The organism is Gammaproteobacteria bacterium (assembly GCA_034522055.1).
GTDB lineage: Bacteria > Pseudomonadota > Gammaproteobacteria > JAABTG01 > JAABTG01 > JAABTG01.
Genome location: JAXHLS010000004.1, coordinates 1 through 19,372 on the forward strand (window position 1 = coordinate 1; position 19,372 = coordinate 19,372).

At 67.6% G+C, this 19,372-nt stretch carries 19 protein-coding genes; 13 read left to right on the forward strand and 6 right to left on the reverse strand.

All coding sequences use genetic code 11. The annotated features are described in order from the left end of the window. Nucleotides 1-244 precede the first annotated feature (244 nt). On the forward strand, nucleotides 245-3,841 hold the full coding sequence (nifJ, locus tag U5S82_18125; protein MDZ7753503.1) for a pyruvate:ferredoxin (flavodoxin) oxidoreductase: 3,597 nt from the start codon (nucleotides 245-247) through the stop codon (nucleotides 3,839-3,841). A gap of 95 nt (nucleotides 3,842-3,936) precedes the next feature. Here nifJ and U5S82_18130 read toward each other — a convergent pair whose 3' ends face one another. From U5S82_18130 to U5S82_18150, 5 genes are all read right to left on the reverse strand, one after another. After that, complete coding sequence (locus tag U5S82_18130) at nucleotides 3,937-5,202, reverse strand: hypothetical protein (GenBank protein MDZ7753504.1); 1,266 nt, start codon at nucleotides 5,200-5,202, stop codon at nucleotides 3,937-3,939. Beyond that, on the reverse strand, nucleotides 5,202-5,933 hold the full coding sequence (locus U5S82_18135; GenBank protein MDZ7753505.1) for an outer membrane lipoprotein-sorting protein: 732 nt from the start codon (nucleotides 5,931-5,933) through the stop codon (nucleotides 5,202-5,204). Before U5S82_18135 ends, U5S82_18130 begins: the two co-directional genes overlap by 1 nt. Before the next feature lie 11 nt (nucleotides 5,934-5,944). After that, nucleotides 5,945-7,189, reverse strand: coding sequence for an ABC transporter permease (locus U5S82_18140; protein MDZ7753506.1), 1,245 nt, complete (start codon nucleotides 7,187-7,189; stop codon nucleotides 5,945-5,947). Further along, nucleotides 7,186-7,878, reverse strand: coding sequence for an ABC transporter ATP-binding protein (locus U5S82_18145; GenBank protein ID MDZ7753507.1), 693 nt, complete (start codon nucleotides 7,876-7,878; stop codon nucleotides 7,186-7,188). Before U5S82_18145 ends, U5S82_18140 begins: the two co-directional genes overlap by 4 nt. Before the next feature lie 309 nt (nucleotides 7,879-8,187). After that, a complete protein-coding gene (locus U5S82_18150; protein ID MDZ7753508.1) occupies nucleotides 8,188-8,883 on the reverse strand; it encodes a transposase in 696 nt (231 codons plus the stop codon). Nucleotides 8,884-9,271: 388 nt separating this feature from the next. Here U5S82_18150 and U5S82_18155 point away from each other — a divergent pair, with 388 nt between their 5' ends. The 11 genes from U5S82_18155 to U5S82_18205 all read left to right on the forward strand — a co-directional run bounded on the left by U5S82_18155 (nucleotide 9,272) and on the right by U5S82_18205 (nucleotide 17,519). Next, nucleotides 9,272-9,775 (forward strand): Na+/H+ antiporter subunit E, encoded by a 504-nt coding sequence (locus U5S82_18155; protein ID MDZ7753509.1) that lies wholly within the window; start codon nucleotides 9,272-9,274, stop codon nucleotides 9,773-9,775. Further along, entirely contained in the window at nucleotides 9,772-10,032 is a 261-nt protein-coding gene (locus tag U5S82_18160; GenBank protein ID MDZ7753510.1) for a monovalent cation/H+ antiporter complex subunit F, read from the forward strand. The genes U5S82_18155 and U5S82_18160 overlap by 4 nt, the downstream gene beginning before the upstream one ends. Continuing rightward, nucleotides 10,029-10,334, forward strand: coding sequence for a monovalent cation/H(+) antiporter subunit G (gene mnhG / locus U5S82_18165; protein MDZ7753511.1), 306 nt, complete (start codon nucleotides 10,029-10,031; stop codon nucleotides 10,332-10,334). The genes U5S82_18160 and mnhG overlap by 4 nt, the downstream gene beginning before the upstream one ends. Then, a complete protein-coding gene (locus tag U5S82_18170; GenBank protein ID MDZ7753512.1) occupies nucleotides 10,334-10,606 on the forward strand; it encodes a hydrogenase subunit MbhD domain-containing protein in 273 nt (90 codons plus the stop codon). Before mnhG ends, U5S82_18170 begins: the two co-directional genes overlap by 1 nt. Further along, a complete protein-coding gene (gene mbhE / locus U5S82_18175) occupies nucleotides 10,599-11,288 on the forward strand; it encodes a hydrogen gas-evolving membrane-bound hydrogenase subunit E (GenBank protein ID MDZ7753513.1) in 690 nt (229 codons plus the stop codon). The genes U5S82_18170 and mbhE overlap by 8 nt, the downstream gene beginning before the upstream one ends. Beyond that, a complete protein-coding gene (locus tag U5S82_18180; GenBank protein ID MDZ7753514.1) occupies nucleotides 11,288-11,749 on the forward strand; it encodes an NADH-quinone oxidoreductase subunit K in 462 nt (153 codons plus the stop codon). Before mbhE ends, U5S82_18180 begins: the two co-directional genes overlap by 1 nt. Next, nucleotides 11,746-13,209 (forward strand): proton-conducting transporter membrane subunit, encoded by a 1,464-nt coding sequence (locus U5S82_18185; GenBank protein ID MDZ7753515.1) that lies wholly within the window; start codon nucleotides 11,746-11,748, stop codon nucleotides 13,207-13,209. Before U5S82_18180 ends, U5S82_18185 begins: the two co-directional genes overlap by 4 nt. Then, complete coding sequence (locus tag U5S82_18190; protein ID MDZ7753516.1) at nucleotides 13,206-15,071, forward strand: proton-conducting transporter membrane subunit; 1,866 nt, start codon at nucleotides 13,206-13,208, stop codon at nucleotides 15,069-15,071. Before U5S82_18185 ends, U5S82_18190 begins: the two co-directional genes overlap by 4 nt. Beyond that, nucleotides 15,068-15,967 (forward strand): NADH-quinone oxidoreductase subunit H, encoded by a 900-nt coding sequence (locus U5S82_18195; GenBank protein ID MDZ7753517.1) that lies wholly within the window; start codon nucleotides 15,068-15,070, stop codon nucleotides 15,965-15,967. Before U5S82_18190 ends, U5S82_18195 begins: the two co-directional genes overlap by 4 nt. Nucleotides 15,968-16,207: 240 nt before the next feature. Continuing rightward, on the forward strand, nucleotides 16,208-16,912 hold the full coding sequence (nuoB, locus tag U5S82_18200) for an NADH-quinone oxidoreductase subunit NuoB (GenBank protein MDZ7753518.1): 705 nt from the start codon (nucleotides 16,208-16,210) through the stop codon (nucleotides 16,910-16,912). A 37-nt stretch (nucleotides 16,913-16,949) separates the two neighbouring features. Next, nucleotides 16,950-17,519 (forward strand): NADH-quinone oxidoreductase subunit C, encoded by a 570-nt coding sequence (locus U5S82_18205; GenBank protein ID MDZ7753519.1) that lies wholly within the window; start codon nucleotides 16,950-16,952, stop codon nucleotides 17,517-17,519. On the opposite strand, the gene U5S82_18210 is transcribed toward U5S82_18205, so the two are convergent. Further along, a complete protein-coding gene (locus U5S82_18210) occupies nucleotides 17,503-17,760 on the reverse strand; it encodes a hypothetical protein (protein ID MDZ7753520.1) in 258 nt (85 codons plus the stop codon). The genes U5S82_18205 and U5S82_18210 overlap by 17 nt on opposite strands. Before the next feature lie 205 nt (nucleotides 17,761-17,965). Here U5S82_18210 and U5S82_18215 point away from each other — a divergent pair, with 205 nt between their 5' ends. Then, on the forward strand, nucleotides 17,966-19,108 hold the full coding sequence (locus U5S82_18215; GenBank protein MDZ7753521.1) for an NADH-quinone oxidoreductase subunit D: 1,143 nt from the start codon (nucleotides 17,966-17,968) through the stop codon (nucleotides 19,106-19,108). Nucleotides 19,109-19,372: the final 264 nt, after the last annotated feature.

The window sequence follows — 19,372 nt, forward strand, 5'->3', positions numbered from 1 at the left end:
CGTCGTCCGGGGCCAATATTCTGAGGGCGATGGTAAGGGAATCGCCCTCACCCGGCCACCGGCCCGTCCTGTCGCTATGCCCGTCCCGGGTATCGGCCTCGCCGACCAGCACGAATCGTTGATCCGCGTCACGTCCGCCAACATGGGCGGTGGAGGTTTAAGGAGATTGGAATATACTGAAATTCCACATTGTAGTATGTGAAGACCTGCCCATGTCCCACACGGGCGCCTGCCGGGAGGTCCCATGTCCGAGTCCCGCACCCTGATCATCGATGGCAACGAGGCCGCCGCCCGTATCGCCTACCTCGCCAGCGAGGTGGTGGCCATCTACCCCATCACCCCCGCTTCGCCCATGGGGGAACTGGCGGATCAGTGGGCCGCCGAGGGCCGGCTCAACCTGTGGGGACGGGTGCCGCGGGTGGTGGAGATGCAGAGCGAGGGCGGTGCCGCGGGCGCGGTCCACGGGGCCCTTCAGGCCGGAGCGTTGACCACCACCTTCACGGCCTCCCAGGGCCTGTTGCTGATGATCCCCGATATGTACCGCATAGCCGGCGAACTCACGCCCGCGGTATTCCACGTGGCGGCCCGCAGCCTGGCGGCCCAAGCCCTGTCCATCTTCGGGGACCACAGCGACGTCATGGCGGCGCGCGCCACGGGCTTCTCCATGCTGAGTTCGGGCTCGGTGCAGGAGGCCATGGACCTGGCCCTCGTCGCCCACGCCGCCACCCTGGCGGCACGCATCCCGGTGGTCCATTTCTTCGATGGCTTCCGCACCTCCCATGAACAGAACACCGTACATGCCATTCCCCTGGGGGTGGTGCGCAGCCTGCTGGACGAGGAGCAGGTGCGGGCCCACCGCCGGCGCGCCCTGTCCCCGGACCATCCGGTGATCCGCGGCACCGCCCAGAACCCGGACGTCTATTTCCAGGCCCGGGAGACGGTGAACCCCTACTACGAGCGCTTCCCCGGAGTGGTGCAGCACACCATGGACCGGCTCCAAGCGCTGACCGGCCGCGCCTACCGGCTGTTCGACTATCGTGGCGCACCCGACGCCGAGCGGGTGCTGGTGGTCATGGGCTCGGGGGCCGAGGCGGCCGAGGAGGCCGTGCGCTGGCTGGCGGCCCGCGGAGAGTGGGTGGGGGTGGTGAAGGTGCGCCTCTATCGGCCCTTCGCCGCAGACCACCTCATCGCCGCCCTGCCGCCCACCGTGCGGCGCATCGCGGTGCTGGATCGCAGCAAGGAGCCCGGCGCCGGCGGCGAGCCCCTGTACAAAGATGTGGTGACCGCCGTGGCCCAGTATGTGGCCGCCGGCGGCAGCCGTTTCGCCGCCATGCCGCGCATCGTGGGCGGGCGTTACGGCCTCTCCTCCAAGGAGTTCACCCCGGCCATGGTCAAGGCGGTGCTGGACGACCTGGCGGCCCCGCAACCCCGCAACGATTTCACCGTCGGGATCCATGACGACGTGGGCCACCACAGCCTGTCCTGGGACCCGGAATTCGTAACCGACGCCCACGATGGTCAGGTGCAGGCGGTGTTCTATGGTCTCGGCAGCGATGGCACCGTGAGCGCCAACAAGAACACCATCAAGATCATCGGCGAGGACACGGCCCACCACGGTCAGGGTTACTTCGTCTACGACTCCAAGAAATCCGGCGCCGTCACCGTCTCTCACCTGCGTTTCGGCCCCCGGCCCATCGCCTCGCCCTATCTCATCGGCGACGGCCAGGCGGACTTCGTGGCCTGCCACCAGCCGGTGCTGCTGGAGCGCCTGGATGTGCTGGCCAAGGCGGCGCCCGGGGCGGTGTTCCTGCTGAACAGCCCCGTGCCGCCGGAGCAGGCATGGGACGGCCTGCCGCGGGGCATGCAGGAGCGCATGATTCGCCTCGGTGTCCGCTTCCATGTCATCGACGCCTATGGCACGGCCCAGGCGGCGGGCCTGGGGCGGCGCATCAACACGGTGATGCAGGCCTGCTTCTTCGCCCTCGCCGGGGTGTTGCCCCGAGACGAGGCCGTGGCGCGCATCAAGGCGGCGGTGCAGAAGAGCTACGGCGCCCGGGGCGAGGCCTTGGTGGACGCCAACTTCGCGGCCATCGATGGCGCCCTGGCCGGGCTTCACCAGGTCCCCCTGCCGGCGGCGGCCACCGGCCCGGAGCGGCTGTCCGGGCCCATCCCCGCCGCTGCCCCGGACTTCGTGCGCGACGTCATCGGCCCCATCATCGCCGGGCGTGGCGACGACCTGCCCGTCAGCCGCCTGCCGGTGGACGGCACCTGGCCCACCGGCACCGCGGCCTGGGAGAAGCGCAACCTGGCGCCGGAGATCCCGGTGTGGGACGCGGATCTGTGCACCCACTGTGGCAAGTGCCCCCTGGTGTGTCCCCACGCCGCCATCCGCAGCAAGGTGTTCCCCGCCGCGGCGGCGGCCGGCGCACCGGCGACCTTCAAGCACGTACCGGTGAAGGGTAAGGATTTCCCTGCGGACATGGATATCAGCTACCAGGTGGCCCCCGAGGACTGCACCGGCTGCGGCCTGTGCGTGGAGGTGTGCCCCATCAGCTCCAAGGAAAAAGCGGAACACAAGGCGCTGAACATGGCGCCCCAGCCGCCCCTGCGCGCCGCCGAGGCCGCCAACTGGGCCTTCTTCCTCGGCTTGCCGGAGTACGATCGTCGCGCCATCAAGTGGGCCACCATCAAGGGCTGCCAGCTGGCCCGGCCCCTGTTCGAGTTCTCCGGCGCCTGCATCGGCTGCGGCGAGACCCCCTACCTCAAGCTGGCCACCCAGCTCTTCGGCGACCGCATGCTGGTGGCCAACGCCACCGGCTGTTCCTCCATCTACGGCGGCAACCTGCCCACCACGCCGTGGACCGTCGATGGGGCCGGGCGCGGGCCCGCGTGGTCCAACTCCCTGTTCGAGGACAATGCCGAGTTCGGCTTCGGCTTCCGGCTGGCGGTGGACAGTCTCGCGGCCCGCGCCCGTGGCTTGGTGGAGGGCTTGGCCAATCGCCTGCCTGCCGGTCTGGCGGCGGCGGTGCTGGAGGCGACCCAGGGCGACGAGGCGGGTATCCAGGATCAGCGGCAGCGGGTGGCGGGGCTGCGCCGGGCCCTGGCCGACGTGGACGGCCCCGAGGCCCGGGAGCTGGAGCAGCTGGCCGACTACCTGGTGAAGAAGAGCGTGTGGATCGTGGGCGGCGACGGCTGGGCCTACGACATCGGTTTCGGTGGCCTCGACCATGTGCTGGCCCAGGACGACGACGTCAACGTGCTGGTGCTGGACACCGAGGTCTATTCCAACACCGGCGGCCAGATGTCCAAGGCCACCCCGAAGGGCGCCGTGGCCAGGTTCGCCGCCGCGGGCAAGCCGGGGGCCAAGAAGGATCTGGCCCTCATGGCCATGGCCTACGGCCACGTCTACGTGGCCACCGTGGCCCTGGGGGGCCGGGACGTGCAGACGGTGCGCGCCTTCCTGGAGGCCGAGTCCTATCCGGGACCTTCCCTCATCCTGGCCTACAGCCCCTGCCTGGCCCACGGCATCGACCTCGGCCGCACCCTGGAGCGCCAGGACCTGGCGGTGCGCAGCGGCCACTGGCCCCTGCTGCGCTTCGATCCGCGCCGCGCCCAGGCCGGCGGCAACCCGCTGCAGTTGGACTCCAAGGCGCCGGAATTGCCCTACGAGGCCTTCACCGCGACGGAGAACCGCTTCAGGACGCCCCCCGGCCAGTCCGCCGCCGCTGCGGCGCGCCTGGCCCGGGAGGCTCAGCAGGTCGTCCTCGACCGTTATCGCCGCTACCGGCAGTTCGCCACGGCCCTGGGCCGGGGGCCGGACGAGGACGGTGACGCCCCGTGAGTGGGAATCCAGGCCGGGTCTGCATCACCCTGCCCAGGCGGGTCGCGGGGGCGGCGAAATCAGGAGCCGCCGCGGCCTCTGATGGCCGCCCCCGGTCAGAAGAAGTAACGCAGCCGCAGCTCGGCGCGCCAGTCGTTCTGGCGCTCGCCGAACTCGCTGTCGCGGCCGCCGGCCAGCAGGCCGATGCGCCCCCGCAGTTCCACGTTCTCGAGTCCCGCGTACACCACCTCGGGGATGACGGAGGCGCTGGCGTCGTGCAGGTTGACGATGGCGGTGAGGCCGGCGTTCCAGTACAGGGCGTCGAAGGGTTCCTTCTGGGATACCTTCAGATACACATAGTCCCGCATGGCCTGGGGCCGGCCGTAGCCGGCCTCGAGGGCCCCGCGGGCGGCGGGGCGCAGGGCCGGGTCGTCGCTGGCGGAGCGCGCGAGGGCGTAGAAGCGGCGCATCTCCTGCGATGAGTAACCGGCCCCGTTGTGATAGTACTCCGCGATCCACGTGGTCTCGGTGGCGGTCAGGTAGCGCAGGCCCAGCAGCCAGTCCGCTCCCTCGGCCTCTCGCGGCCGCAGGCGGTTGGCCGGGTCCAGCACCGGGCGCCGGCGCTCGTGCTGCCACGCCACTTCGCCGTGGATGGCGAAGTGAGGGGCGAGGTTGCGGGAGAAGTCGAGGCCGACGGCATCGGGGCGGCTGTCGCCCGTGCGCACCATCAGGTCGATATCGGTGTCGCGGTAGAGCAGGTACAGGCGCGCCGCCAGGTTGGTGTCGTCGGTGGCGCCGAAGTCGTCGTTGAGGGTGCCACGCACCGGCAGGGCGAGGGCGGTGAGGGACAGGGTCTGCAGCGGGCCGCCGGCGCTCCTCACGTACTCCACCGCGGCCACCTTGAAGCCCTCCCGGGCGAGGTCGGGATCGGTGGCGTCCTTGGCGCGCTCCACGAAACCCACGGTGGTGAAGGCATAGCCCTTGCCCCAGCGCAGGGCCCGCTTGCCGAGGCTCAGGGTCCAGCGGGGGGCGGGCCGGCCCTCCACGTAGCCCTCGTAGAAGGCGGCGTCATCGGTGCTGCCCGCCACGTCGTCCAGGGCCTCGGCGTGGAACAGGCCCTTGAAGGTGAGGCCCTGGAGCCGGTAGAGGCCGGAGACCTCCAATACGCCGCGGTAACGCCGGCCGGCGGCGGGGGCGCCGGCGGGAAAGCGCAGGGCGGAGAGGGCCGCCCCGTCGTCCAGCTCGATGTGTTCGGCACTGCCCTGGAAATAGCCGCCCACCTCGTAGGGTTGCTTCTGGTAGCGCCCCATGTCGAAGCTGAAGTCGGCGGCCGGCGCCGCCGCGGCGGCGGCGATGCAGGACGCCAGCGCGAACCCCTTCATCAGCGCAACTCGCCCACCCTCGGCATGTAATCCAGGGTGAACACCTCGTCGGCCAGCTCCCGGGGGCGGATGCCGTCGAACAGCATCACCGACTGGTAGCCCCGGTAGAGGGGGCTGTCGGTGACGAGGCGGGCGGGACGCACGATGCCGTGGCCGAAGTCCTTGATGTCCCCATAGCGCAGGGTCTTGATGAGCAGGCCGCTGGCGGCGTAGGCCTCGATGGTGACGGGCACTCCCGTGGCCTTGTCCACCCACATCTTGAGGCGGTCGTAGGCCACCGCCGGACCGCGCGCCTCAAGGTCGAGCAGGTAGTGGGTGTCGTCCTCGCCGGCGGGCGCGGCGGTGTATTCGGTGCCGAACTCCAGGCGCATGATGTCGGAGTTGTTGAACACCCCGCCCACCACCGATTGCAGGCTGGTGATGCGGATGGGCTTGCCGACGTTGGGGATGTACAGCCACAGGTTGTCGCCGAGGCGCAGGGTGGTGCGCCCATGCTCGCTGGGCGGGTCCAGGAACAGGGCCACCATCTTGTCCGTGCCCTTCTTGACGGTGTAGAGGACGAACTCCTTGCGGTCGCCGTCGGGCTCGATGTTGATGAGCTTGCGGTACATCTCGTAGGCCGCCGGCGCCATGCGTTCATCCACGCCCGCCAGCACGGCGGTGGCGTCGTAGGCCAGGGCCGCCGGGGCCAGGCCGACGGCCAGCAGCCACAAAAGGGTCGCACGCAACATGGTCTCGTTCCTCATACGTGGCGCAGGGCGGTGATGGGGTTCATGCGCGCCGCCTTCCACGCCGGCTGCAGGCTGGCCAGCCCCGCCGTCACCACCACCATGAGGCCGATCCACAGCACCTCCGTCGCCGCCAGGACCGGCGCCAGGACGATGTGCTGGCGGCCGAAGGCGAAGGCCACCGGCCACAGGTTGAGGGCCTGGACCAGCAGCACGCTGACGGCGGCGCCGATGACGGTGCCCATCAGCCCCAGGAGCAGGCCTTCGGCCACGAACAGGGCGAGGATACGATGGGGCGGCGTGCCGATGGCGGCCACGGTGCCGATCTCGCGGATGCGCTCGTACACCGCCATCACCATCACGTTCATGATGGCGATGAGCACGATGCCCACCAGCATGATGCGGATGAAGAAATCCAGCAGGTCGATCATGCGCGCGATGTTGGCGAAGGGTGACAGCTGGTGCCAGCCATGAACCTCGAACTGGGGCTGGCCGCGGGGATTCACCAGGGTGTCCAGGCTATCCCGCAGCCGCGCCGCCACGGCGTCCACCTGGTCGATGTCCGCCAGCCGTACCGCCAGCTCGTTGACCTCGGGCTGCTCCAGGCGCAGCAGGGTGCGGGCATCGTCCATGTGCAGGTAGCCATCGCGCCCGCCGGGGCCGGTCACCGCCTCCAGCACCCCCTGCACCAGGAAGGTCTGGCCGTTCACCGAGCCGTCGGCATTGGTGGCCACCAGCACCACGGTGTCGCCCGGGGCGATCTTCATTCCCTTGGCCAGCAACTCCGGCAGCAGCAACGCTCCCGGGGCCACCAGGCCATCCTCCAGGCGGCCGGCCACCAGGCGCTCGGCCAGGGCGGGCATGGCGGCCGTCTCCCGCTCGGGCAGGATGCCGTTCAGGCGTATGCTCGTGGTCTCGGTGAAGTTGCTCAGCATGGCGCCGAAGCGGAGCCGTGGCGCCGTGGCCACCACCTCGGGCATGGCGTCCAGGGCCTCCTCGATCTTCTTCAGGGCCTGGGGTTTGATGTTGAGGGTGAGGGGCAGATTCTCCAGGGACGCCACGTAGCCCTTGCGGTGGACCTGCAGGTGGCCAAGCATGGCATCGGTGATCTGGCCCACCATGAGGGTCTTGAAGGAGCCGGAGACCGCCACGAACAGCAGCACCGCCACGACGCCGAGGACGATGAGGCTGGAGGTGAGCAGGGTGCGGCGCCAGTAGCGCCACAGGTTGCGGGTGGCCAGGGCGAGAATACGGCTCATGATCCTGCCCCGTGGTGGTCGGCCAGGCGCCCGTCCTCGAGGGTGAAGACCGTCTCGGCCTCGCCCACGATCTTGGTGTCGTGAGTGGAGAAGATGAAGGTGGTGTCCAGCTCGTCGCGCATCCGTTTCATGAGTTCGAGAATGCGATAGGCGGTGGCGTGATCCAGGTTGGCGGTGGGCTCGTCCGCCAGCACCAGCCTGGGCTCGGTGGCCAGGGCCCGGGCCACCGCCACCCGCTGCTTCTGGCCTCCGGAGAGTTGATCGGGGCGCTTGTGGCCCTGATCCGCCATGCCCACCGCCTCCAGCAGTTCGGCCACGCGGGTGTGGCGCCGGGTCGCCGGCCAGTCCAGCACCATCTGCAGCGGATAGGCGATATTCTCGGCGGCGGACAGCACCGGGATCAGATTGAAGTCCTGGAACACGAAGCCGAGATGGCGGCCGCGAAAGTCGGCGGCGGCGCGCCGGCCGAGGCCGGCCACATCCGTATCCAGCACCGTCAGGCGGCCGCCGCTGGGCTTGTCCAGGCAACCGATGAGGTTAAGCAGGGTACTCTTGCCGCTGCCGGAGGGCCCCACGAAGGCCACGAAGGCCCCGGCCGCGATGGTGAACCCTACGCCCCGCAGGGCGGGCACGTCCACATCCCCGACCCGATAGGTCTTGGTGAGGTCGTGGGCGGAAACCAGATCCATGGCGTTACGGGTCTCGAAGGTTGCGTGCCCCAGTCCCGGAATTCTTCCCCGGCGGGCACGTATCCACTCCGGAGAAATCCTTAACCGACATCGCCGCGGTTCAATCCCGTGTGGGCGGATACCCATGCCGGGCGGCTATTTACATTCCATCACCGCGACAGCCCCTCACCTCACGGTGGCCGAGGCATGAAAACACCGGCCTTGGCAGGTATGGCGCAGTTATCCCGTAACGGAATTGCAGTATAGATCCACGACTCCGGGCAAAGTAGCGATATCTTGCTCTTGCATTTGGGGTCAGAGTAAAAACTATTACCGACGCGCGCGCCTTGTCTTCGGCCCTCGCTTGAGGGGGATCATCCTCCGGCCGCTGAGCCGCTCAATTTCATCTCTGAACCTATCGTTCCCAAGGGCCATCCCGCTATTCGTGGCGTCCCGGATCGCTTTAGTAACCGCCGGCTCCAACTCGCTGGGGAACAAACGCCGGTAGGTATCGGCCCGCTCCGCCACGGTTGTGCCGAGCGTCTGGTAGGCCGGGTGAGGCGTCCACAGCTTGGCCGGATGTCCAAGAGCGTTAGCACGATAGCTGGACCAGGAGTAATCCTCCGGAGTCGCCACCATTCCAGCACGTACCGGGTTTAACTCAATGTACCGCTGGCAGACCAGCAGATATGAATCGGTCTCAACGACGCATGACTTGTAGCGCCCCTCCCACAGCGTCCCCGTCCTTTGATTGGCGTGGTTGAAGTACCGTACGTATTGACGGCCGAGCGTCTGCATCAGGCGGGGCACTCCATCGGCGGACACGGGGGTCACCAGCAGGTGCACGTGGTTTGTCATGAAGACCCAGGCATGAATGGCCACGGTATTCTTTGCCGCATACTCCTCGAGCCAGCGTGCATAGGCGGCAACGTCTTTCTCCGAGGCGAAGCATGCCTGCCGGTTGTTGCCGCGCTGGATGATGTGAAGGGGAATGCCTGGAATACAAACCCTCGGTAACCTTGCCATCTCTCGTCCCTGAAAATTTGCGTGCCCCTTCTGTTTATCAGGACTCTCAGTGCGCCGGCAAGTTTTTACTCTGACCCCAAATATGCTGAATAGGCGGCTGCCCCAGGAGGGTGCCTGGCTTCGGCCGGGCAGGGCCTTTTTGGGGCAACGCCGCCGGCCGCTCCTGCGGCGCTGGCGGGCCCTGCGGTCGATCATGTGCTGGTGCGATTATTGCTTCCAGGATGTTCAGCTCCCCCTTCGAGGGCGAATCGTGGCGCTGGATGACTCACGCCTGTAGACAATGGGATTGGTGCCGAAAACAGCTTCATGACCGGTAGATAATGGAATACAAATATGCTTATGATCCTCACTCTCCCAAGGGCCCATCCTGGTCGTCCGCAAGGATCCTATGACTGATCGAAGCAAGTCCCTGGTGGTGGTGTTCGCCGCCGCCCTGCTGCTGTGGTTGTTGCTGACGGCCAGCCTGGCGTGGCAGGAGTTGCTGGTGGGCGTCGTGGTGGCCCTCACCGTCGCCCTGGCGACCCGGGACCCGGGCGGTTTCTTCGCCGCCCTGCGCTTCGAGCCCCGGGCCCCGCTCCACGCCGTGCGTTTCCTGGGCACCTTCCTGGTGGCCCTGGTGCGGGCCAATGTGGACATGGCGCGCCGCGTCCTCACGCCGGCCCTGCCTATCCGCCCGGCGGTGGTGAAGGTGCGCACCGGGCTGGCATCGGAACTCGGCCGCCTGCTGCTGGCCAACAGCATCACCCTGACCCCCGGCACCCTGGCGGTGGACCTGGAGGGGGACGAACTGCTGGTCCATTGGGTGGATTGCCCCCCGGGGACCGACATGGAGGGCGCCACCCGCCACATCGCCGCGGGTTTCGAGCGCCACCTGGCGGGGTTCGTGCGATGACCGAGCCCATGGTCCTGCTGCCCCTGCTGCTGGTGGGCGCCGGGGTGCTGCTGGCCCTGGGGCGGCTGGTGGCGGGCCCTACGGCGCCCGATCGCGTGGTGGCCGCGGACACCATCGCCGTCATCACTACGGCGGCCATCGTGCTACTGGCGGCGGCCTTCGACAGCGCCCTGTACCTGGACGTGGCCCTGGTCTACGGCGTCCTCGCCTTCGTCGGGGTGGTGGCCATCGCCCGTGCCATCGAGGGCGGGCCATGATGACCTTCCTGGGCAACCTGTTGCTGCTGGTGGGGGGACTGTTCTGCCTGCTGGGGGCCCTCGGCCTGGTGCGCATGCCGGACGTCTACAACCGCATCCAGGCGGGCACCAAGGCAGTCACCATGGGCTCCCTGTGCATACTCGCCGGGGTGGGCCTCCTGTATCCCACCTGGTGGCCCAAGCTGGTGGCAGTGGCCCTGTTCATCCTCCTCACCAACCCCGTGGGCTCGTCGGCCATCGCCCGGGCCCTCTACCGTTCGGGGATCCGGCCCTGGCACAAGGCCGGGGAGGAGGAATCCTGATGTTCTGGCTGCTCCTCGGCATCGTCGTCCTCATGCTCACCAGCGCGGTGCTGGTGCTGGTGCTGGACAACCTCCTGGCGGCCCTGGCGGCCAGTTCCGTGGTGTCCCTGGCCCTGGCCCTGGTGTTCGTGATCCTGCGGGCCCCCGACGTGGCCATGACCGAGGCGGCGGTGGGGGCGGGGCTCAGCGCCCTCATCCTCGTGCTGGCCCTGCGGCGGCTGGGGCTGGTGGCGGTGGGCGGCACCCGGGACGGGGAGGGCGGCGATGCCTAGGTTCGCCACCGTGCTGTTCCTGGCGGGTTTCGCCTTCCTGCTGTTCACCTTGACCCTGACCCTCGGCTTCGGCGAGCCGCCCATGCGCGCGGGGCAGGGGGTGCTGGACCAGGCGGTGGCGGGCACCGGTGCCGCCAACGCGGTGAGCGCGGTGTTGCTGGGCTTCCGCGGCCTCGACACCCTGGGGGAACTGAGCATCCTGTTCGCCGCCGCCACGGCCGGGGGGCTGGTGCTGGGCCGCCGCCGGCCGCCCGCGGAGGGGGCCCCCGCGGGCACCATCCTCCAGGCGGGCACGCGGCTGCTGTTCCCTCTCATGCTGGTGGTGGGCTTCTACATCGTCCTCCACGGCCACCTGACGCCGGGCGGCGGCTTCCAGGGCGGCGTCATCCTGGCCGCCGCCTTCTTCCTGCCGCTGCTCGCGGGCACCGGCGCGGGCCCGGACCATGGCCTGTTGCGGGTGGTGGAGGGTCTCGCCGGCACCGCCTTTATCCTCATCGGCCTCGCCGCCCTGTGGGGCGGCGGCGTGTTCCTGGAGCCCCTGCTGGTGCGCCCGGAGGCCCTCCACGAACTCTTTTCCGCCGGCACCCTGCCCCTGTTGTATCTCGCCGTGGGCCTCAAGGTGGGGGCGGAGCTGGCGGGGCTGCTGGCCCACATGGCCCATGCCGGCGGGGGGGAGGCCTGATGGACGCCTACATCGGCCTGGTGCTGTTCGTGGGGGCCGCCGGCCTCATCGCCATCGGGGTGGTGGGGATCCTGCTGTCCAACCATCTCTTTCGCATGGTGCTGGCCCTGGTCATCGCCGAGGCCGGGGCCAACCTCATGCTGGTGCTGGCGGGTTACCGCTGGGATGCGGTGGCGCCCATTCTCCAACCGGGGGTCGCCGCCCAGCCCATGGTGGACCCCATTCCCCAGGCCCTGGTGCTCACCGCCATCGTCATCGGCGTGGGGGTGCAGGCCCTGGCCCTGACCATGGTCATCCGCATCCGCGAGACCTACGGCACCCTGGACATGGCCGAGGTGCGGGCCCGCATGGAGGCGGACCTGGCGGCGGCGTCCGGCGTCGAGGTCACGGGGAGTTCCGAACGCCCGGCGGGCGGGCGTCCCCTGCCGGGCCCGGACGCCCTGCCGGAGGTGCCGCGATGATGACCTACGCCGTGGCCCTGCCCCTGGTGGCAGCCTTCCTGCTGCCCATACTACACGGCGCCGCGCGCTGGCTGGGGGCCGTGGCGGGGCCCGCGGCCCTGGTGGCGGTGCTGCTGGTGGTGTACCAGAGCTGGCAGCCGGCGGCGTTGCCCTTCGCCATCGATCTCGGCGGCTTCGCACCGCCCTGGGGCATCACCTTCTACGTCGATAGCCTGGCCCTGCTGTTCTGCGCCGCCGTGGCCCTCATGACCCTGCTGCTGTGGCCGCGGGACGAGGGGGAGGGCGACACCGATGCCCTGGTGCGCCGGCGCGTTCTGACCCTGCTGCTGGCCGCCGCCGCCGCCGGCCTCGCCCTGTCGGGGGACCTGTTCAACATCTACGTCTTCTACGAACTGGCGGCGGTGGCCTCCTACGGCCTCGCCGCCGAGCGCGGCACCCCCGCCGCCTACGCCGCCGCCTTCCGTTACCTGATGTTGAGTGCCCTGGGCTCCGTCATCGCGCTATTCGGCATCGCCATCGTCTACTTCCAGACCGGCACCCTCAACCTCGCCCATCTCGCTCTCGTCGCCGAAGAACTCCAGGGGCCGGCGGGGATCGCCGCCTTCCTGTGCCTGCTGGTGGGCTTCGGCGTCAAGGCGGAGCTGTTCCCGGTGAACGCCTGGGTGCCCGAGGTGTACGGCGTCACCACCCGGCGCACCGCCGGCCTGCTGGCGGGCGTGGTATCGAAGCTGGCGGTGCTGGTGCTGGTACGCCTGCTGGTGCTGGTGTTCCCCCAGGAGGAGTTGCGGGACGTGCTGTTGGTGCTGGGGGTCCTCGGCATGGTGGGGGGCGAGCTGGCGGCCTGGAAGGCGCGGGACATGGCCCGCATGCTGGCCTTCTCCTCCATCGGCCAGTTGGGCCTGGTGTTCGTGGCCTTTTCCCTGCCGGGCGATGCCGGGCTGGTGGCGGGCATCATCGTGGCCGTCCATCACCTGGTGCTGAAGCCCGGCCTGTTCATGCTGGCCGGACAGTGGGGCGGCGGCCTCCAGGGCCTGGTGGGGGCGGCGCGGCGCGCGCCCCTGGCGGGCCTGTTGTTCGTGCTCTTCGCCCTGTCCCTGGTGGGGCTGCCGCCGTTGCCCGGGTTCTGGGCCAAGTTCCTGGTGCTCACGGGGCTGGCCGGGGAGGCGGGCGGGCTGGCGTGGCTGGCCATCGTGGCCATCATCGTGGCCACGGTGCTGGAGGTCAGCTACCTGTTCCGGCTGGCGGGGCGCCTGTACAGCCGTGGCGATGAAGGCGCCCCGGCGGGTGCCGCCGGCGGTGGGTACCCCGTCACCGCGGGGTTGCTCGGGGCCCTGCTGGTAGCTGCGGTGGTGTTCGCCGTGCCCCTGTGGGAGGTGGTGCAGGACATGGCGGCCGAGGCCGGCGACGTGGCCCTCTACGTGCGCACGGTGGGCCCGATGACTGGGGGCGGGGCGCCATGACCCATCTCGACCTGCTGCTGCTGGTGGCCTTTCTCAATCTGCCTCTGGCCTGGTGGCTGGCGGGCGGCGTCCGGCGCCGGCATTTCCTGGCCCTTCCCTACGGCCTGATGTTGGGCATGCTGCTCTATCTGGACCCCGGGGCCACATGGCCCAGCGGCGTGTCCTGGGTATTCCTGGGCCAGCCCCTGTCGTGGCGCCTCGATGGCCTCGGCTGGTTCTTCGCCCTGCCCACCATCGGTGCCGCCCTGGCCGCCGCCGCCTATGCCTCGGGGGAGTGGGGCGAGCGCTTCGTGGCCGCCGGCGGCAGCTCGGGCTGGCTGCATCTGGCCCTGGCCGCCAATGTCTTCGCCATGCTGGTGCTGCTGTCGGCGGGGGATCTGCTGACCCTGTTCATCGGCTGGGAGCTGGTGAGCTGGGTGGGCCTGCCCCTGATGGTGCTGGCGGGCGGCGCCGCGGTGGGGGCGGGGATCCGTTACATCACCTACGCCATGGGCGGTGGCATGGCGGTGCTCCTGGGGGTGGTCCTGGTCGACGCCTGGTCGGGCTCTCTGTTGCCGGCGGATTTCATGGCGGTGCTGCCCACCCTGGCTCCCTGGCAGGTGGGGTTGCTGGTGGCCCTGTTCTTCGGCGGCTTCGGCGTCAAGATGGCCATGCTGCCCTTCCACCTGTGGCAGGCCCCGGCCTACGGCCTCAGCGTGGGGCCGGCGGCGGCCTTCCTGGGGGCCATCTCATCGCGCATGGGGCTGTTCGCCATGGCCCTGGTGCTGGTGAAGTTCATCACCCTGGAACGCCTGGTGGATCTGAGCATTATCCCGGGGCTGCTGGACAGCCGCGACGTGCTGGCCTGGATCGCCGCCTTCACCATCATCCTCCCCACCTATACGGCCCTGAAGCAGAATGACGCCCGCCTGCTGCTGGTCTGGCACGGCATCGGCCAGGGGGGCTACATGGTGCTGGGGCTGGTGATGGGGGATGCCTTCGGGACGGCGGGCGGGCTGCTCCACGTCTTCAACTACGCCACCAACCAGGCGGTGCTGCTGCTGGCGGTGTTCGCGGTGATGCACCGCACGGGTACGGCGGACCTCAACCGCATGGGCGGCCTCATCGTGCGCATGCCCCTGTCCTTCCTGGCCCTGCTCATCGGCATCATCGGCTTGGCCGGCCTGCCGCCCATGAACGGCTTCGTGTCCAAGTGGCTGGTGTACCGCTCCCTGGTATTGGAGGGCGAACCGCTGCTGTTCCTGGCCGCCGTCATCGGCACCCTGGGCACCATCCTCAGCGTCTACAAGCTCATCCACAACATGTTCCTCGGTCAGCTGCGGGTGGAGCACGAGGACATCCGCGAGGCCCCGTGGAGCATGACCGGGCCCATGCTGGTGCTGTGCGGCATCATCATCGTCACCGGCACCATGCCGGGCCTGGTGCTGGGGGTGGTGGCCGATGCCCAGCAGGCCATCGGCCTGGCGGCGCCGGACTACCACCTGGGGGGCGTCACCTCGCCGGCGGGGGGCCTCGATATGCTGTGGCTGAACGGTGTCATCATGGCCGGCTTCGCCGTGGGTGCGGTGCTGTTCTACGGTTTCGGCGGCCGCAGCAAGCGGGTCCACCAGCTGGACAACTACGCCGGCGGCCATTTCCTCACCGCCGACGTGCGCTACCAGTACAGTGACAACTTCTATCCTGGCCTCATGCACCACATCGGCGGCTGGTATCGCTCGAGCTTCCAGTGGCTGGAGGGGGCGGTGATCTCCGTCGTAGACCTCCTGGCTACCGCCCTCCAGGGCTTCTATCGCCAAGCCCAGCCGGCGGCCTGGGTGCTGTTCACCATTACCCTCGGTTTCGCCTGGGCGGTCCTGCCATGAGTGTCCTGGAACTGCTGCTTGAACTGGTGCTGATGCCCATCGTGGCCTTCGTCATCGGGCTCTTCATGGTGTTGATGATGCGCAAAATCGGTGCCCGCCTGCAGCGCCGGGTGGGGCCGCCCGTGTTCCAGCCCCTGTACGACATCGTCAAGCTCTACGGCAAGCGCACCCAGGTCTCCCACGGCCTCATGCACGATATCGGCATTATCATGGCGGTGGGGGGCTACGTGGCGGCCGAGACCCTGCTGCCGATGCCGGGCATGAACGGCATCGCCGAGAAGGGCGGGCTCATCGCCCTGCTCTACGTCATCATGATCCCCTCCCTCGGCCTCGCCCTCGGCGTCGGGCAGTGCGCCAACCCCAACGGCTCCATCGGTATCTCCCGGGCCCTGACCGCCATGCTGGCCTACGACATCCCCTTCGTCATCGTCATCTTCGGCGTGGCCTGGCACTTCGGCACCACCAACCTGGTGGACATCATCGCCCTCCAGCAGGCCGGCGGCATCGCCACCTGGGGCGCGGTGGAGATGCCCCTGCTGGCCATCGCCGGCCTGTTCGGCATGCAGGCCATGCTGGGCAAGCAGCCCTTCGAGATCTACGTCGCGCCGGCGGAGATCGCCACCGGGCCCATGGTGGAGATGGGCGGCAAGTACCTGGGCGGTCTGTTCGTGATGCAGTCCTTCCAGCTCTACACCGCCGCGGTGATCTACGTCACTCTGTTCCTGGGGGGCGGCGAGAACTGGCTGTTCTTTCTGATAAAGATATTCGCCGTGGTGGCCATCCCCATGTCCATCGCCTTCCTGTTTCCGCGCTATCGCACCGAAAACCTTGTGGGATTGCTTTGGAAATGGCCGGTGATGGCCGGGTTGATAGGGGTGGCGTTGTTGATGTACTGAGGGCCCTTTGCCGGCCAATCCCAATTTTGAATTTTGAATTTTGAATTATGAATTCCGGTGTTCGCTACGCTCACGTTCTTCTTGATCAAGAGCGGTTTTTTTCGCTGGACCCACGGGGAACCTCGGGCCCCCGGTGGGTTCGAAAGATGGGGTATGTATCAATGAGACGACATGCGAGCGCAGCGAGCGCATCAATTCAAAATTCAAAATTAAGAATTCAAAATTGGCGGTGAGCAAACGATGAAGGAAATCCAACAGATCCCGGTAGCCCAGGCGTCCCGAACTAATCCCTTCGCCCGGGTCTTCGACGAGCTCACCGCCTTCTGTCGGTCGCGTTCCATGTTCATGCTCCATTACTGTACGGGGTGTGGGGCCATCGAGTTGCCGCCGGCCATGACCTCGCGCTTCGACATGGAGCGCCTAGGGATCCAGCCCATGGTGAGTCCCCGCCAGGCGGATATTCTGCTCATCACGGGTTATGTCTCGGTGAAGACCCTGAAGCGGGTGATCCTCACCTACGAGCAGATGGCCTCACCCAAGTACGTCATCGGCATCTGCTCCTGCACCGTCAATGGCGGCATGTACTGGCAGAGCTACGCCACCGCGAAGAAGCTCAACGACTACATGCCCGTGGACATGTACATCGCCGGCTGCATGCCGCGGCCCGAGGCGGTCATCGAGGGCCTGCGGGGCCTGATGGAGCGGGTGCGCACGGGGGAGGCGAACGGTTGGGAGGATTACTACCGGCGCTACGATTACTACCTGGGCCACCAGCAGCGCCTGTTCGGCGAGGCCTGGCAGACCCCCACCAACGTTATCCAGGAGGCCGAGCATTACGGCCTCGCGGGGCCGGAGACCGAGGGCGAGCACACCGCCTTGCTGCGCCAGCACCAGCAGCCCCTGGAACCCCTGGAGATGCGCATCGGCTTGAAGGAGCGGGTATGAATCCAGCCGGCGCGAGGGGTATGCGGAGGTGGCGGCCGTGAGCGGGGGCGAGGGATCCAAGGCCCTCGGGCCCATCCTGCGGGACGTGAAGGGCGCGCACATCACCAGCACCCGCCCACGGCGCTCTCGGGTGGACCTGCCGGCGGATGCCCTGCCGGCCCTGCTGGAGCTCCTCAAGGGGCGGGCCGGCTTCGTCCACCTGTCGGCCATCAGCTGCGTGGACTGGATGGACGACGGGCAGTTCGAGCTGGTCTACCACGTGTGGTCCTACGAGATGTCCATGATGGTGTCCGCCCACATCCGCATCCCCCGGGAGCCGGGGGTGTACCTGTCGGTCTACGACCTCTACCACCCGGCCGCCTTCTTCGAGCGGGACATTCACGAGATGTACGGCCTCTATTTCGAGGGCAGCCCCGACATGGAGAAGTTCATCCTCACCGAGTGGGACGGCCCGCCCCCCATGCGCAAGGATTTCGACTCCGAGGCCTGGGTCAACGACCACTTCGACTGGCAGGACTATAGGCCAGAATGGCTTCAGGAGCTTGAGGAGGACGGAGGGGGGATCGCGATTCGGCCGGATGAGCAGCGGTTCAGTCGCCGGAAGTAACCTGCCTGAGCGCTCCAATTTTGAATTTTGAATTTTGAATTTTGAATTTTGAATTATGAAATCCGGTGTTCGCTACGCTCACCGTTTTATTGAGGAAAAAGAATGATCTCGCCAAGGCGCCAAGTTCGCCAAGAATGCGGTCACGGACCTGGATGGTTTTTGCACCTTGGCGAAGGATTGACCTTTTCCACGACATATTCCCGTGTCGCGCCCGCGCATCGATTCGAAGTTCAGAGTTCAAGATCCAAATCTTACAATCTTGTTGAGGGGAAAGTGATCTGGCCAGGGTGCCAAGTTCGCCAAGAAGGCATTTACGGCTCTTGGCGCTCTTTGCGTCTTGGCGAGAGATTTCCTTTCTCCACGTCAGAGTCGCGCGCGAAGCGCGCACATCAATTCAAAATTCAAAATTCAAAATTCAAAATTGCCGACGCCCAGGAGGCCTCCTGATGCGCCCGGAGAATTACGAGGCCAAGCGGCAGCCGCCGAGCAACGAATACGAACTCAACTTCGGCCCCAACCATCCGGGCATCGAAGGCAACTATGCCCTCAAGGTGAAGCTCCATGGCGATGAGGTGCTGGCGGCGCGGGCCGACGGCGGTTACCTCCATCGGGGCTTCGAGAAGCTCATGGAGCAGCGGCTGTGGATCCAGAACATCGCCCTGGTGCCGCGGATCTGCGTGCCCGATCCCGCGCCCATGGAGGTGTGCTACGCCATGGCGGTGGAGGAGTTGTGCGGCCTCGAGGTGCCGGAGCGAGCCCAGTGGCTCAGGGTGCTGCTGCTAGAGATGTCGCGGGTGGCCGCGCATCTCTTCACCTTCGGCGGCCATGCCGCCACGACAGGCATGTACAGCCCCATGTTCTGGGGGGTGGCGGACCGGGACCTGGTGCTCGACCTGTTCGAGGAACTCACGGGCGGGCGTGTATACAGCATCTACAACATCCCCGGTGGTGTGCGTCGGGACGTGCCCGATGGGTTTCTCGAGCGCCTCGTCCATACCCTGGATTATCTCGATTCCCGGCTGCCCGATTACGACCACCTGTTCTTCACCAACCAGGTGTTCGTGACCCGCTCCCGGGGCGTGGGCGTCCTCAACCAGCAGCAGGCCCTGGAGTGGGGTGTCACGGGGCCGAACCTGCGGGCCACCGGCCTGGCCTTCGACGTGCGCCGCGACGACCCCTATCTGGTGTACGACCAGATCCCCTTCGAGGTGGCCACGGAGCACGCGGGGGATGCCTGGGCGCGTACCCTGGTGCGCCGCCGCGAACTGGTGCAGAGCATCCGGATCCTGCGCCACGTGGCCGAGCGCCTCCCCGGTGTGCCGGGCCCCATCCGCGCGCCCATCCCCAACCCCCTGGCCTGGAAGGTGCCCGCAGGTGATGCCTACGTGCGGGTGGAATCTTCGAAAGGGGAACTTGCCTGGTACGTGGTGTCCGACGGCGGCGTCAAGCCCTACCGCACCCACGTGCGCGGGCCGTCGTCCATGCATGCAGTACAAGTGCTGGAACGGCTGGTGACCGGCTGCCGGTTGGAGGACGTAGCTCAGATCATGTTTTCTTTGGACGCATGTCCTCCGGAAGTGGACCGGTGAACCGGCAGCCGGTCACCAGCCGTTCACCAGCCGTTCAATCTTGAACTTCGAATTTTGAATTGTGAGTTTTGAATTGGAACAGCAGGGAGTTGCTGGATGGACAGGGAGAATGTTGTCCGAGTTCGTTGAGATCGTAGGTTGGGGTGAGGAACGAACCCCAACGGATGTTTATCGGACACCGTTGCTCGAAAACAATGCCGCACATTCCATCCGGCGGGATTGCGAAGAATTCCCCCGCTTGTTGACCTCCATCGTCAAGTCGAC

Bases quoted from the DNA above. Each gene is read 5' to 3' on its own strand.
- nifJ (MDZ7753503.1), top strand. From the start codon at position 245: ATGTCCGAGTCCCGCACCCTGATCATCGATGGCAACGAGGCCGCCGCC.
- U5S82_18130 (MDZ7753504.1), bottom strand. From the start codon at position 5,202: ATGAAGGGGTTCGCGCTGGCGTCCTGCATCGCCGCCGCCGCGGCGGCG.
- U5S82_18135 (MDZ7753505.1), bottom strand. From the start codon at position 5,933: ATGTTGCGTGCGACCCTTTTGTGGCTGCTGGCCGTCGGCCTGGCCCCG.
- U5S82_18140 (MDZ7753506.1), bottom strand. From the start codon at position 7,189: ATGAGCCGTATTCTCGCCCTGGCCACCCGCAACCTGTGGCGCTACTGG.
- U5S82_18145 (MDZ7753507.1), bottom strand. From the start codon at position 7,878: ATGGATCTGGTTTCCGCCCACGACCTCACCAAGACCTATCGGGTCGGG.
- U5S82_18150 (MDZ7753508.1), bottom strand. From the start codon at position 8,883: ATGGCAAGGTTACCGAGGGTTTGTATTCCAGGCATTCCCCTTCACATC.
- U5S82_18155 (MDZ7753509.1), top strand. From the start codon at position 9,272: ATGACTGATCGAAGCAAGTCCCTGGTGGTGGTGTTCGCCGCCGCCCTG.
- U5S82_18160 (MDZ7753510.1), top strand. From the start codon at position 9,772: ATGACCGAGCCCATGGTCCTGCTGCCCCTGCTGCTGGTGGGCGCCGGG.
- mnhG (MDZ7753511.1), top strand. From the start codon at position 10,029: ATGATGACCTTCCTGGGCAACCTGTTGCTGCTGGTGGGGGGACTGTTC.
- U5S82_18170 (MDZ7753512.1), top strand. From the start codon at position 10,334: ATGTTCTGGCTGCTCCTCGGCATCGTCGTCCTCATGCTCACCAGCGCG.
- mbhE (MDZ7753513.1), top strand. From the start codon at position 10,599: ATGCCTAGGTTCGCCACCGTGCTGTTCCTGGCGGGTTTCGCCTTCCTG.
- U5S82_18180 (MDZ7753514.1), top strand. From the start codon at position 11,288: ATGGACGCCTACATCGGCCTGGTGCTGTTCGTGGGGGCCGCCGGCCTC.
- U5S82_18185 (MDZ7753515.1), top strand. From the start codon at position 11,746: ATGATGACCTACGCCGTGGCCCTGCCCCTGGTGGCAGCCTTCCTGCTG.
- U5S82_18190 (MDZ7753516.1), top strand. From the start codon at position 13,206: ATGACCCATCTCGACCTGCTGCTGCTGGTGGCCTTTCTCAATCTGCCT.
- U5S82_18195 (MDZ7753517.1), top strand. From the start codon at position 15,068: ATGAGTGTCCTGGAACTGCTGCTTGAACTGGTGCTGATGCCCATCGTG.
- nuoB (MDZ7753518.1), top strand. From the start codon at position 16,208: ATGAAGGAAATCCAACAGATCCCGGTAGCCCAGGCGTCCCGAACTAAT.
- U5S82_18215 (MDZ7753521.1), top strand. From the start codon at position 17,966: ATGCGCCCGGAGAATTACGAGGCCAAGCGGCAGCCGCCGAGCAACGAA.